Here is a 12923-nt window from a genome sequence, read left to right as displayed (position 1 = left end):
CAGAATCCTTGCTGAACGGACATAGCTTATGGGTTGTGTGAAAATATATCCTTTTTTATATTGTCCTTTTTAAAGTCCTCAATAGGACTGGCTTTTAATTGTTACCACTCGTTTGAATTGTAAAAATAAATCCAGCAACAAAACACCATTACGTGGTTATTTTGTTGAACCTTTATAAGGGACATTTAACTATCAGGAGTAATTATTATGAATAAGCAGGTTATCTCAATCGTTGTGGCCTCTATCATGGCTGGCGCGGCATTTACTGCTCAGGCAGCAAGCACCACTACCGTCAGCGGCGGGACAATCCAGTTCATTGGTTCAGTAGCAGACGCACCTTGTTCTGTGAGTGCTGACTCTGAAAACGGCGTGATTATGCTGGATCAGGTTACCCTGGAGAGTATGGGAGAAAAAGGCGTGGCCTCTGGTCAGGCTAAAGCGTTCAACATTTCGCTGGAAGACTGCGATGTGACCACGTACACCAACGCGACGGTAACCTTTAACGGTCAGTCAACGCCAGATCAGGCTGGTGCGCTTGCTAACACCGCTGGCTCAGGTGCTGCGACGGGCGTTGCGCTGCAGCTGTTCGGACCGGACGGTAACAAACTGGATCTGGGTAAAGCATCTTCCTCTCAGACGCTGGCCACCGGCACTAACAAAATCCCAATGAGCGTAGATTATGTTAAGACCGGTGATACCGCTACTGCGGGTGCGGTTGAATCTGTCGCCACTTTCCAAATTACCTATTCCTGATATTCAGGCTCGCGCCAGACCAGGTCCGGCCTGGCGCATTTCATACCCATAAAGGGGGGAAAGATGTATTTACGACTGGCAATAATATTGGTGCCATACCTTTGTATGACCCACGCAACTGTGGCAGCTGGTCAGACCCTGTCCGGAGGGAGCATTCATTTTTATGGTGCTGCGGTCAATGCTGCCTGTGCGATCGATGCGCAAAGCCTTCACCAGAGCATCATGATGGATCAGGTTAAAACGGGAACGTTTAGTGCCATAGGAAGCTGGGCGGCGGCAACTCCTTTTTCAATCAAGCTGGAAAATTGTGATGACACTATCAGTCAGTTCACCAGCGTTGTCTTTACCGGTGCAACGGATCCACGGGATCCGCAGGTTTTTATGGCTGGATTTGGTGCGGATGCAGCCAAAGGGGTAGGTCTGGGTATTTTTGATGATAAAGGGCATGTTATTACGCCCAACTCCACACCGCTCGCAAAAACTGCATTAGCTGATGGAGAAAATAATCTGTTATTTACTGCGAAATATCGAGCGGTCTCATCGAATATTATAGCTGGTGATGCCAGCGCCGCAGTGAATTTTTCCGTCATTTATCAATGATCTGTTTTGGAAAAATCTGTCAGAAGGAAATTTGTTCATTACTCTGGAATATTGAAATGAAATCTGTGCTCTCTTTTAACTTGTCCCATTATTCGTCACTGGCAGTGATTGTTTTATCTTTAGTGATAATAAATCCAGCCCATGCTGCAGGCGTCGCTCTCGGCGGCACGCGTATTATTTACCCGCAGGGTGAAAAACAGGTCAGCATGAATGTGAATAATACCAACGATAAAGAATCTTTCCTGGTGCAGTCTTGGGTATCCGATACGCATGGCGCTAAAGTGGCGAGCTTTATTATCACTCCGCCGTTGTTTGTGCTTAAGCCTAACAAAACGAATGTACTGCGAATTATGTATAACGGTGCTGCGTTACCGGAGGACAGGGAAAGCGTCTTTTATTTTAATAATAAGGCTATCCCTTCGGTCGAGAAAAAAACACAGGCAGCCAATACCTTGCAGATTGCAACACAGTCGATCATTAAACTGTTTGTGCGCCCGCAACATTTGACTGTGAAGCCAGCCGATGCGCCGGCGATGCTACGTTGCCAGATGCAGGATAGCGGGTTAACGATCTCTAACCCCTCCCCTTATTTTGTCACGCTGGTTAATTTCACCGTCGGCGGCAAAAAGCAGCCTAACGTGATGATTCCACCGCTGGGCAACCAGAGCGTACGGCTCACCGGTGCCGCGTCAGGCGTTGTCTCTTATCAAACATTAAATGATTTCGGCGCAATCACACCTGCTCTGGTCTGCAAAGCCTGAGCGCAGTAGGGGAAGTGTAATGGGATCCAGAAAAAATTCGCGTGCCAACTTGGCACTCAGATGGCGTTTATCGCCGCTGGCGGCGATTATCGGCTTTTGTTTATTTAACGGCGTTGTTAAGGCCGATGAATATTTCAACCCGGCGTTTTTAAATGATGGTAAAGGTGAGGTAGCAGATCTTTCCAGCTTTGAAAACGGGGCTGGCCAGGCGCCTGGAATCTACCGCGTCGATATTTTTCTGAATAATGATTTCATCACCAGCCATGACGTTGAATTTAAATCTATAAAAACAATTGATGCGCAGTCCATCGCCCCGGACGATACCGGGCTGGTTGCCTGTCTTTCTGCAAAGACTTTGAGCGATCTGGGCGTAGATATTACTATTCCGGAAGAGAAAAAAACGGCAGCGGAAGGGCAGTGCATCAACATTGCTTCGCTGATCGAGGGGGCAAAAGCCAGTTTTGATTTTGGCCATCAGAGGCTGGACATCAGCGTGCCGCAGGTGGCGCTTAAAAACAGTGCCCGCGGCTATATTCCACCGGAAAAGTGGGATGAGGGTATTAACGCCCTTTTGCTGAACTACAGCTTTAATGGGTCAGACAGCAAGGACAGTTCCGGAAAAAGCAACAGCAGCTTTCTGGGGCTTAACAGCGGCGTAAACCTGGGGCCCTGGCGCTATCGCGAGTATTCCACCTTTAATCGCACGACAAGCAGTAATGGGGAGACGATCAGCCAATGGCAGCATGTTAACGGCACTATCGAGCGGGCTATCATCCCCTTCAGGGCCGAGCTGACGGCAGGTGATAGCTATACTTCCGGCGAAATCTTCGACAGCCTGAGCTTTCGAGGCGTGCAACTCGCCTCTGATGACAACATGTTACCAGACAGCCTGAAAGGCTTTGCCCCGACGGTGCGGGGGATCGCCAAAAGTAATGCTCAGGTCACTATCAAGCAGAACGGCTACGTGGTGTATCAAACCTACGTCGCGCCGGGTGCCTTTGCGATTGACGATCTCTTTCCTACCTCCTCCAGCGGCGATCTGACGGTTGAAATAAAGGAGAAGGACGGCTCGATAAACTCCTACTCGGTGCCTTATTCCGCAGTACCTCTGTTGCAGCGTGAAGGCCGGATTAAATATGCCCTGACGGCTGGTCACTATCGTACCAGTAACGACCAACAGGATGAGATCGGCTTTGGGCAAGGAACGCTGATCTGGGGACTGCCGCACGGCTTTACGCTATATGGCGGTACACAGTTTTCCGGCAACTATCGCGCGATGGCTCTTGGGGCTGGCGTAAATATGGGCAACTGGGGTGCCATTTCGGCGGATCTGACTCACGCCCGAAGTACGCTTATTGACGATAGCCAACATGCCGGACAGTCTCTACGAATGTTGTATGCCAAATCTCTGAACGAGCTGGGTACTAACTTCCAGTTGCTGGGTTATCGCTATTCCACGGCGGGCTATTACACCTTTGCAGATACCACCTACAAGCATATGGATGGCTATAACAGCGACCCGGAAAACGAGGACAACGATCCGAATAACGATCATCCGCACTGGTTCGACTATTACAACCTGTATTACACCAAACGCGGCAAGCTGCAGGTAAATATCTCGCAGCAGCTCGGTGGACTGGGATCGATTTACCTGAGCGGGAGCCAGCAAACGTATTGGCATACCGACGGTAAGGATACGCTGGTGCAGTTCGGCTACAACACGACCTGGCACGATATCAACATGGGCATGAGCTACAACTACAGCAAATCGTCCGGGCAGCCGGAGGCAGACAAGATGATTGCGCTCAGCGTGTCGCTACCGATCGGTAAGTGGCTCTCGCCAAAGGGGAGTTTATCGCCGAGCAATGCTTTCGCAACCATGAGCGTTAACCATGACAATAGCGGGAGCGTTTCACGCAACGCCGGGATTAGCGGCACTCTGCTTAAGGACAACAACCTAAGCTACAGCGTCCAGCAGGGCTACAGTAACCAGGACGTTGGCCGCAGCGGTAGCGCCAGCATTGCCCACCAGGGCGGCTATGGCAGCAGTAACCTGGGGTACAACTATAGCGACAACGGGCACGCTCGACAGCTGACGTATGGTATCTCGGGCGGGGTGGTTGCCCATCGTCATGGAATCACCTTTAGCCAGCCGCTGGGAGAAACCAACGTGCTGATTGAGGCTCCAGGGGCCAATCGGGTGAATGTGGATAACGTGACTGGGGTAAAAACAGACTGGCGCGGTTACGCGATTGTGCCCTTTGCAACCAACTATCGTAAGAACCGCATGGCGCTGGACACTACCACGCTGGGTGACAAGGTCGATCTTGATAACGCCGTGGTGGATGTCGTGCCCACAAAGGGGGCACTGGTGCGTGCGAAGTTTGATGCACGTGTGGGTATTCGCGCACTGCTGACGCTATTACACAACAACGAGCCAGTACCCTTTGGCGCGACCGTCACGCGGGATGATGAAGGCACAGGCAGTATCGTCGGTGATGATGGGCAGGTTTATCTCTCAGGCCTGGCGCTAAAGGGGGCGCTGAAAGTGCAGTGGGGAGAAGGGCGGGATAAAAACTGTACCGTCACATACACGCTCCCCGAAGATGCAGAAAGCGCGCCGTTAACTCAGGCAAAAGTGATTTGCCGCTAATCAGGGAAAGATAAGCCATGAAAATCAGAACCTATATTCTGCCCCCTGCGGTCGGACTGCTGACGATGGCTGCGGGGCAGCTTCCGGCCGGGGCGACAGACAGCGTGCTGAAGGTGACGGGAAAAGTGGTCGCCAGCGGCTGTGAGGTAGAATTTAATAAAAAAGTGACCATTGGAACGTTCTCCGGCAAAGATTTCCCCGTCGTCGGGAGTACTTCGGCGTTTAAGGCGATGAATATCGATCTTACCGACTGTTACAGTAAGCTTGCCAGCGTGAGCGTATCTTTCAGCGGTGTTCCGGATAAAGATAACCCGACGTTACTGGGCCTTACCGATAGCGGAACGGGAGGGACCGTGGCTTCAGGCGTCGGCGTAGAGCTGCTGGACAATGGCGGTAAAACCATCCCGTTTGATAAGCCCAAACCGCAGGTCTTTGCTCTGGACGAAGGGTCAAACACGCTATCTTTTCTACTGCGCTATAAGTCGACCAAAGTACCGGTCACACCCGGGGACGCCGCGGCGGTGCTCTATTTTGATTTAACCTACCAGTGAACAAAGTGTAATGAGAATATTTATAGCATATTGCGCGGCGCTTCTGCTGAGTGCGGGATGCAGCGCTGTGGTACTTGGCCATGATGGGATGGTTAATATTACGGGCACGATTCAGGATAATACCTGCGAGGTGGCCCCGGACTCTGAAAGTATGGCGGTGGATATGGGGACGGTAGCGCGAGAGCAATTTTCTGAAGTGGGCGATACCTCACCGGCGAAACCCTTTTCAATTATGCTAAAAAACTGTGGTCCGGCGGCAAGCGAGGCGACGGTGACATTCTCCGGCACATCGGATCCGCAAAATAACACGCTTTATGCACTCGAGAGCGGAGAGGATGCCGCCAGCGGTCTGGCGCTGGCGATCTTTGGCAGCAACGGTGCCATCATTCCGCCCGATAGCGCCAGCTCCGGCTTTCAGCTTTCGCCAGGGCAAACCTCGGTAACGATGAATTTTTCAGCTAAATATGAATCCGTTACGCAGCCAGTATCGGCGGGAAAAGCGAATACCGTTGTATCGTTTGTGGTGAAATATAATTGATGCGATCCTGAAAAGGACAAACCAGCGCTGTGAATTATAAACTGAATGACTAGAATCGTTTTCATCAGAATCATGATTAGGTGCGATATATGAGATTTTTGATGAAATGTTATTTGTTATTTTTTCTTTTTATATCCTTTGGCGTAAATGCGTGCGTAAATGGCTACGCTGACACCGATCCAGTACAAACCGCGAGTTTTACATCTGTGATCGCTCAGCGAGACACCCCCGTTGGCAGCGTAATAGCAACGACAACGGGTACGCCTGCATATCCAGGCTTTTATTATTATAATTCGGGCGGAGAATGCGATTTATATGCCGTCATGAAATATCACGGTGCAATTCCTACGTCCCTGGAAAATGTCTTTGAGACGAATGTTCCGGGGGTTGGCATACGGGCAAGTATTTTTTCATGGTCACACGGCGGCGGCTATGCGACGGCTGCGCCTGGAACGCTGGCAATTCAATTTCCTGGCAGCGGCGGTTGGGGCGTCTACCCCCCTAAAATTGAACTGGTTAAAACGGGAAATATCACGTCAGGAATGCTCGATGCCGGGGCACTTATGACCTTGCAATCAGTGAATAATGATAATACCGCGGCGAATGCTAACGTGACGTGGAGTTTATCTTCAGCCGCGCAAATTACGCAGGTTGCATGTGAGATTACGTCCGGAAATAGTTTATCTTTTGAACTGGGAAATGTACAGGCTGGCCAGTTTACGTCTGTAGGAACGATTTCCGATAAAACCAGTACGCTTGACCTAAAATTAAATTGCGATGCTAATGCAAACGTCAATTTGACGTTAAATGGAACCCAGAACAGCGATGCAGACGATCCGGGCATTCTTGCCTTGACTAATCAAGGCGCTGATGGGGTTGCGGAAGGGATTGGTGTGCAATTAATTTACAACGAGCTGCCTTTAAAAATTAACGAAAGATTGCTGCTTAAAACCTCTTCTGGTGGACAGGAGAGTTTCCCCATTACTGCTCGCTATATTCAAACAAAAAATCAGGTAAAACCCGGCATAGCAAACGCCACTGCCACCCTGGATATCACCTATCAGTAACCCAAAAACCGGGCAGTATGCCCGGCCTCTCTTCTTTCTGTTTGAGCTTTCCTTCAGTCAGTGCCAAAAGTTTCTCTTTCTCTCACCATAAGGTTCCGTTCGGCTCGTTGCAGGAACGACGGGCGGGGGTACCGCTCCGTATTACCCTATTTAAAAGGCGCTAGTTAAACCGCGCATCCCACGGCATCAGTCGCCGTGCCCGCGCCTTTATCAACGCAGCCTCACGTGGACGATGCAAATAGATTAAAAGCGCAACCTGATCGTTCCAGGCGTTTTCGTCCATATGAAGGGCTATCCATCCCGCATTTTCCCGAGCGTAGGCTTCAAGCTCACGGATATCCCTGCTCTTATTAAAGGCCGCCAGATGTAATAGCGAGAGATCTCGCTGGTAGCGCATCTGCATAAGCCATGAGACGTACAGCCGTGTAATACTTTGAGGCTCTGCCAGCCTGGCGGCCTCGAATCGACCAAGCGAAATACTGGCGCTAAAAAGCTGAAAGGAAAACACGATACCGTACAGCGCCGCCATTGCCATCGGCAGACGAAACAGCGCATGAGGCAGGCGCAATGTGCGGGTACGGCTCTCAGCTGCCGCCAGAAGTAGCAGCACTGCAAAGAAATGAGCCACCGAGTAGTAAAGTGGAAACTCCACCTGGGTATGCAGAAGTATAGGGAGCGTGGTCAATAGCGCTGCCCACTGCCACAGATTTTTGCGCCTGCGCAAGAGTACAACCCAGCCCGCCAGAAGGCACAACCCCCCCATCAGTGCCACAATGCCACCCTCAGCCCAGATAAAAAGCGTCTCATTATGAGGATGCTGCATCATCTCGCGGTTAGGGTTATCAAACGGCAAGGCAGCCATAAAAGATTGGTAGGCCGGTTCAAACAGGCCCAGTCCACAGCCACGCCAGGGGTGCGTCATAATCATGCGTAGCGTGTACTCAAGGGTCAACCAGCGTTGATGATTTGAGCCCTCGTGCCGCAGAGTCTCAATCACCGGTTGGGAGAGGAATTCGACACCTGACAACCCCCCTACCAGCGGTAACACCACCAGCAAGAGACGACGTTTGCCTGAGGTACGCCACCGAAAAGACGATTGGCCGTAGAGCAACGATGTTATCAGGATGCCGGTTATTCCTCCGAGCCATCCGATACGGGAGGACAGAATCACGAGGGTGGCAGACATCACGATGACCGATGCCGCCAGCGCGAGGGTGCGGGCATTTGCAGCAGCGGGGTGAGCTGCAGTCCTGCGCCAGTTGCCAAGCAGGAAGAGTGATGTCGTCAGGCCGGTGGCGAGGAAAGAGGCGGTGACATTACGTTGCTGAAAAATGCCTGCTGCGGTTCCACCATAACTAAGCGCCAGATCGTTCAGCGGCCAGGGCAAGCGGGCCGGAAAAAAGAGTCCCGTCAGCGCGATCGCCGTTTCGATAACCGCAGCGACCCAGAGCAGGTAAAACAGAAAAATCCGCTCTTTTTCCCGAAGAGGCTGCTGTAGCAGCGTCAGATAGAGCAGAACACCTCCCCACATCCCAGCCAGGCGCGGCGCGGCCACAGGCAAACCCTCACCGGGCGACCAGATAACCGGAAGTGTGGATAATATCGCTCCAGCCAATAGCAGTAAAAACGTGGACGAGTAGCGCACCTTGCTCCGTACGATGAAGGTCCAGATAATCAATGCCAGTAAAGAAATCACTCCCCAGCAAAGAAGATTCATCGGCAGATCGAGTCCATAACCCCCATTGTTGTCCCAGGGGATATGCAGCAAAAGCAACCAGTAAAGAGCGATCGGAATAAACGTTAACAGCCGGATAAAGGGAAGGCGAGAGTGTAACCCCGACGGGGTTTTCAATAAGGAAAGTGTGCGCATTATATTCTGCAGAGAGAAAATCATGATTGTATTTATCTCTCGGATAAAGCGCGAAAACTTCCGGGTCCACTTCAGGACAACCATTGTTGGTAAAATGATCGCGCGGGTCGCTCAAAAACCGTTGCGATGGAGTGATCGTGTTGATAGCGGTGCTGTTTTTTCTCTCCTGGTGGGGCATTTATCGCTATTGGAAAAAGCACGCCGGATCCGACGTGCCTGTAACGATCAGCACTCGGTCACAATCGTGCTCAGCGGCAGACGAGACTTCGGCAGGGTGGCGTTGAAATCTTCCACGCTGTGATGCCCAACCGGCACCACCACCAGGCTGGTGAAGCCTTTCTCTTTCAGGCCAAACTCTTCGTCGAGGATAGCGGCGTCGAAGCCTTCGATTGGCACGGCGTCCAGACCCATCGCGCCCACGCCCAGCAGGAAGTTGCCGACGTTCAGGTAAACCTGCTTCGCCATCCACTGGTCGTCATCTTTCAGATCCACGCGGTGCATATCGGCAAAATAGTGGCGTCCTTTGTTATTGGCCGCTTTCGCTTCCGGCGTGTTGAAACGACCATCGGCTTCTTCCTGGTCGACAACGCGCTCAAGCCAGGCGTCGTCCATCGCGGTTTTCGCGCAGAACACCACCACGTGAGAAGCATCCAGCATTTTGCGTTCGTTGAACACGTAGGTACCCGCGGCGGATTTCGCCACGCGGGCTTTACCTTCCTCGGTGCTGGCTACAATGAAGTGCCACGGCTGGGAGTTGGTGCTGGACGGGCTGTACTGCAGCAGGGTTTTGATTTTCTCCGCTTCTTCAGCGGTCAGTTTTTTGGTTGGGTCGAACGCCTTGGTAGAGTGGCGTTTCAGGGCGACAGAAATGATATCCATAACTACTCCTGGTAATGAAATTCGCCCTTGCGCGGGCGCGAAAGGAGAGCAGATTACCGCGCGAAGCGGCAAAAGATAAGTGCGATTCGAGCGGTTATACTGTTCGGCACAGACGAACAATCAGGCAGGGCGTATCCACTTCTGGTCTTTTTTCGGCAGCTTATCGACGACCAGATTCCACGAATCCGCGATCAGGTCGGCGACCAGTTCAGGCGTGATGTCGTCGGTGCCGTAGAGCGAAATCCAGTGTTTTTTATTGAGGTGGTAGCCCGGCTCAACGCCACGGTAAATCTGCTGATTTAACAGGGATTTTTCCGGGTCGGACTTCAGGCTAACGTGGGGGCGTCCGTGCGCGGTGGCCATCAGCATAAAAATTTTCCCGCCCACCTTAAACACGTCGTACTCGGGGCCAAACGGCCAGCAGTGTTCGGTGAAAGGCATCTCCAGCGCGACGCGTTTCGCGTGCGCCTGCAGGGAATTACTGTCCATCGTTATCCTCCTGAGCCAGCCCGCGCCACATGGCTTCGAAACCCAGCGCTTTAAAATCGGTGGCGCGGGACGGATCGCGGGTGGCAAACTCCATGGTGGTTTCCGCCAGCGATAAGAAAAGCGCATCGCCAAACGTTTTGAATTCATCGGACATAAACACCGGGCGCACCGAGCGGCGGCACAGCTCGTGAAGTTCCGGGAACATCTCTTTCACCGCCTGTTCCGTTTCGGCGCTCAGCTTTTCACTGACGCCAATCTGGCGGATCGCCGCATGCGCCACGGGGTTACGAATACCCCAGTCCACGTAGCTGTTCCAGATATTGCGGGTATGCTCTTTAGGAAGCGTGAGGGTGCGATCGAGGTTCGCCAGCATGGTCTGGCAGAGATCCTGCTTGAGGTGCAGGTAAAGGGCATTCAGCAGATCGTCTTTTGTAGCAAAGTAGCGAAACAGCGTGCCTTCAGCGACGCCCGCGTTACGGGCAATTAACGCCGTTGAGGCGGCAATACCTGACTGTGCAAATGCCACCGTTGCGGCTTCCAGTAAGGCCTGTTTTTTATCTTCACTCTTCGGACGTGCCACTAAATTTTTCCCCCTTTCAATTATAAAAACCCTGATTGAAACACGTGCTTTGACGGCCTGCAACGCGGAATGTCAAAGATCGAAAACGTCTTGACGACTTTATCATCATATCTATAATGAGTGCTTACTCACTCATAATCAAGTTTCCCCCGCGTAAACCATCGGATGGCGCGCGTTTTCGGGTCAGGATATGAAAAAGCCTCTCTTCATCTGCGTGGTGTTCGTCATGATTATTGCTTCAGCTGCGAGTTTACCGTTTGTTCTGAATGCCGGATTTGGCCAGCCGCCGCAGGGTGCGCAGCTCACGGAAGTGGAGGCTTCTCCGCACTATCGCGACGGGAAGTTCCACAACACGCTCCCGACGCCAGGCTTTACCGGGCAGCAAAACATGCTGGTGGCGTGGTGGCAGTTCCTCACCCGTAAAACCGAAAACGCCCGCCCGGCGCGGCCGCTGCCGCTGGTGAAAACCGATCTGGCGAGCCTGCCTCTGGAGCAGGACACGCTGGTGTGGCTCGGCCACTCCTCGTGGTATATGCAGCTGGCGGGTAAACGCATCCTGATCGACCCGGTCCTCGGCAACTACGCCGCGCCGTTCTCGTTCCTCAATAAAGCGTTTGCGGGAGAGTACCCGTGGCGCGCGGAGAGCATGCCCGAAATCGACCTGCTGATTATCTCGCACGATCACTACGACCATCTGGACTACGCCACCATCCGGGCGCTGCTGCCGAAGGTGAAGCGCGTCGTCACGCCGCTCGGCGTCGGCTCACACCTGCGCTACTGGGGCATGAGCCCGGACATTATCGACGAACGGGACTGGAACCAGTCGGTGCACATCAGCGATGCGCTGACGGTTCACGTCCTGCCCGCGCGCCACTTCTCCGGGCGCGGCATTAAGCGTGACCAGACCCTGTGGGGCAGCTTCATGTTCGTCACGCCAGAGCAGAAGGTCTACTACAGCGGCGACTCCGGTTATGGCCCGCACTTTAAGGCCATCGGCGAGCAGTTTGGCGAAGTGGATTTAGCCATCATGGAAAACGGCCAGTACGACCAGGACTGGAAGTACATTCACATGCTGCCGGATGAAACGGCGCAGGCCTCGGCGGACCTCAACGCGAAAGCGGTGGTGCCGGGGCATAACGGACGCTTCGTGCTGGCGAAGCATACCTGGAACGATCCGCTGATCCAGCTGGCGCGGGCCAGCAAGGATAAAAATTATCGGCTGCTGACGCCGGAGATGGGCGAGCCGGTTCGGGTGAGTGAAAGCACGCAACAATTTCGTGAGTGGTGGGAATAATGTTGAACCAAGAAACAGAGGGGGAGAGCAGCATGACGATTTCCGCTCAGGTCATTGATACGATTGTCGAATGGATCGATGACAACCTACACCAGCCGCTACGCATCGAAGAGATCGCCCGCCACGCGGGTTACTCCAAGTGGCATTTACAGCGGCTGTTTATGCAGTACAAAGGCGAAAGCCTTGGGCGCTATATTCGCGAACGCAAGCTGCTGCTGGCGGCGCGGGATCTGCGTGAATCTGACGAGCGCGTGTACGAAATCTGCCTGCGCTACGGCTTTGAATCGCAGCAGACGTTTACGCGCATCTTTACCCGCACCTTCCATCAGCCCCCTGGGGCTTACCGCAAAGAGAACCATAGTCGGGCGCATTGAAATTGAGGAAACAAAGGCCGGGTAAGGCATCGCTGCCACCCGGCTTTTTTATTGGCTTACGACGCCAGTGAAAACCAGCGGCGCCAGACGAAACGCAGGATGAAGAATTCGATAGCGCCGAGCAGTAAAAACCACACGCAGAACAAAATGGTGTAGAGCTGGTTCAGGTCGACCATATGAAAGGTCTGAACCAGCTTCTGCGCCAGCACCAGACCCAGCGACGGCGCGGGCAGCAGTAAGCAAGAGATAAGGGCCATCAATAAAATGCCCCCCGCAGTCAGCAGCGATTCCAACGGGTGTTTCATCGTAATGTTAATCGTCAGTTAAAAATGTCATTGTCCGGCATCCTTTAACGTAAAGCAATATTAACCCGCCGGCCCTTTTTTAATTAAATAATTCCATACCCCGACGAATAATTCGCGGAAAGAGAATAATTTAATCCTGATGATTAAATTAATATCGCGCTATGTAAATAAATGTCTGCATCACGAAAATAATTTTACAAACATATAGG

14 protein-coding genes are annotated in these 12923 nt (G+C 52.5%); 9 read left to right on the top strand and 5 right to left on the bottom strand.

From position 1 onward, the window contains the following. Positions 1–207 precede the first annotated feature (207 nt). The 7 genes from UTO39_RS12605 to UTO39_RS12575 all read left to right on the top strand — a co-directional run bounded on the left by UTO39_RS12605 (position 208) and on the right by UTO39_RS12575 (position 6923). On the top strand, positions 208–753 hold the full coding sequence (locus tag UTO39_RS12605; protein WP_320727300.1) for a fimbrial protein: 546 nt from the start codon (positions 208–210) through the stop codon (positions 751–753). Between the two features lie 63 nt (positions 754–816). Beyond that, entirely contained in the window at positions 817–1353 is a 537-nt protein-coding gene (locus UTO39_RS12600; RefSeq protein ID WP_320727299.1) for a fimbrial protein, read from the top strand. A 56-nt stretch (positions 1354–1409) separates the two neighbouring features. Further along, on the top strand, positions 1410–2114 hold the full coding sequence (locus UTO39_RS12595; protein ID WP_320727298.1) for a fimbria/pilus periplasmic chaperone: 705 nt from the start codon (positions 1410–1412) through the stop codon (positions 2112–2114). Positions 2115–2133: 19 nt separating this feature from the next. Beyond that, positions 2134–4767 (top strand): fimbrial biogenesis usher protein, encoded by a 2634-nt coding sequence (locus UTO39_RS12590; RefSeq protein WP_320727297.1) that lies wholly within the window; start codon positions 2134–2136, stop codon positions 4765–4767. Between the two features lie 17 nt (positions 4768–4784). Continuing rightward, on the top strand, positions 4785–5318 hold the full coding sequence (locus tag UTO39_RS12585) for a fimbrial protein (protein WP_320727296.1): 534 nt from the start codon (positions 4785–4787) through the stop codon (positions 5316–5318). Positions 5319–5385: 67 nt separating this feature from the next. Continuing rightward, positions 5386–5856: a fimbrial protein gene (locus UTO39_RS12580; RefSeq protein ID WP_320727295.1), complete on the top strand. Its 471-nt coding sequence runs from the start codon at positions 5386–5388 to the stop codon at positions 5854–5856. Between the two features lie 89 nt (positions 5857–5945). Then, positions 5946–6923, top strand: a complete 978-nt coding sequence (locus UTO39_RS12575) for a fimbrial protein (protein ID WP_320727294.1) — start codon at positions 5946–5948, stop codon at positions 6921–6923. Positions 6924–7083: 160 nt separating this feature from the next. Here UTO39_RS12575 and UTO39_RS12570 read toward each other — a convergent pair whose 3' ends face one another. The 4 genes from UTO39_RS12570 to UTO39_RS12555 form a co-directional block, all read right to left on the bottom strand. Continuing rightward, the gene (locus UTO39_RS12570; RefSeq protein WP_320727293.1) at positions 7084–8793 is read right to left on the bottom strand and encodes a Wzy polymerase domain-containing protein; all 1710 of its coding nucleotides are present in this window, start codon (positions 8791–8793) and stop codon (positions 7084–7086) included. 225 nt (positions 8794–9018) lie between these two features. Next, positions 9019–9672: an oxygen-insensitive NAD(P)H nitroreductase gene (nfsB, locus tag UTO39_RS12565; protein ID WP_061098960.1), complete on the bottom strand. Its 654-nt coding sequence runs from the start codon at positions 9670–9672 to the stop codon at positions 9019–9021. 120 nt (positions 9673–9792) lie between these two features. Beyond that, complete coding sequence (locus tag UTO39_RS12560; RefSeq protein ID WP_163330525.1) at positions 9793–10161, bottom strand: MmcQ/YjbR family DNA-binding protein; 369 nt, start codon at positions 10159–10161, stop codon at positions 9793–9795. Then, entirely contained in the window at positions 10151–10741 is a 591-nt protein-coding gene (locus UTO39_RS12555; protein WP_028012251.1) for a TetR/AcrR family transcriptional regulator, read from the bottom strand. The genes UTO39_RS12560 and UTO39_RS12555 overlap by 11 nt, the downstream gene beginning before the upstream one ends. 190 nt (positions 10742–10931) lie before the next feature. Here UTO39_RS12555 and UTO39_RS12550 point away from each other — a divergent pair, with 190 nt between their 5' ends. Continuing rightward, on the top strand, positions 10932–12035 hold the full coding sequence (locus UTO39_RS12550; RefSeq protein ID WP_320727292.1) for a RomA family MBL fold metallo-hydrolase: 1104 nt from the start codon (positions 10932–10934) through the stop codon (positions 12033–12035). Between the two features lie 32 nt (positions 12036–12067). Next, a complete protein-coding gene (locus tag UTO39_RS12545) occupies positions 12068–12409 on the top strand; it encodes a RamA family antibiotic efflux transcriptional regulator (RefSeq protein ID WP_028012253.1) in 342 nt (113 codons plus the stop codon). Between the two features lie 56 nt (positions 12410–12465). Here the strand turns inward: UTO39_RS12545 and UTO39_RS12540 are convergent, their stop codons facing one another. Beyond that, positions 12466–12714 carry a DUF1158 domain-containing protein gene (locus tag UTO39_RS12540; RefSeq protein WP_041910998.1) on the bottom strand — a complete coding sequence of 83 codons (249 nt, stop codon included), beginning with the start codon at positions 12712–12714 and terminating at the stop codon, positions 12466–12468. Positions 12715–12923 lie beyond the last annotated feature (209 nt).

It is taken from the genome of Enterobacter sp. 118C5, from assembly GCF_034107645.1.
In the GTDB taxonomy this organism is placed as follows: domain Bacteria; phylum Pseudomonadota; class Gammaproteobacteria; order Enterobacterales; family Enterobacteriaceae; genus Enterobacter; species Enterobacter nematophilus.
This window is presented reverse-complemented; position numbering and strand designations above follow the sequence as displayed.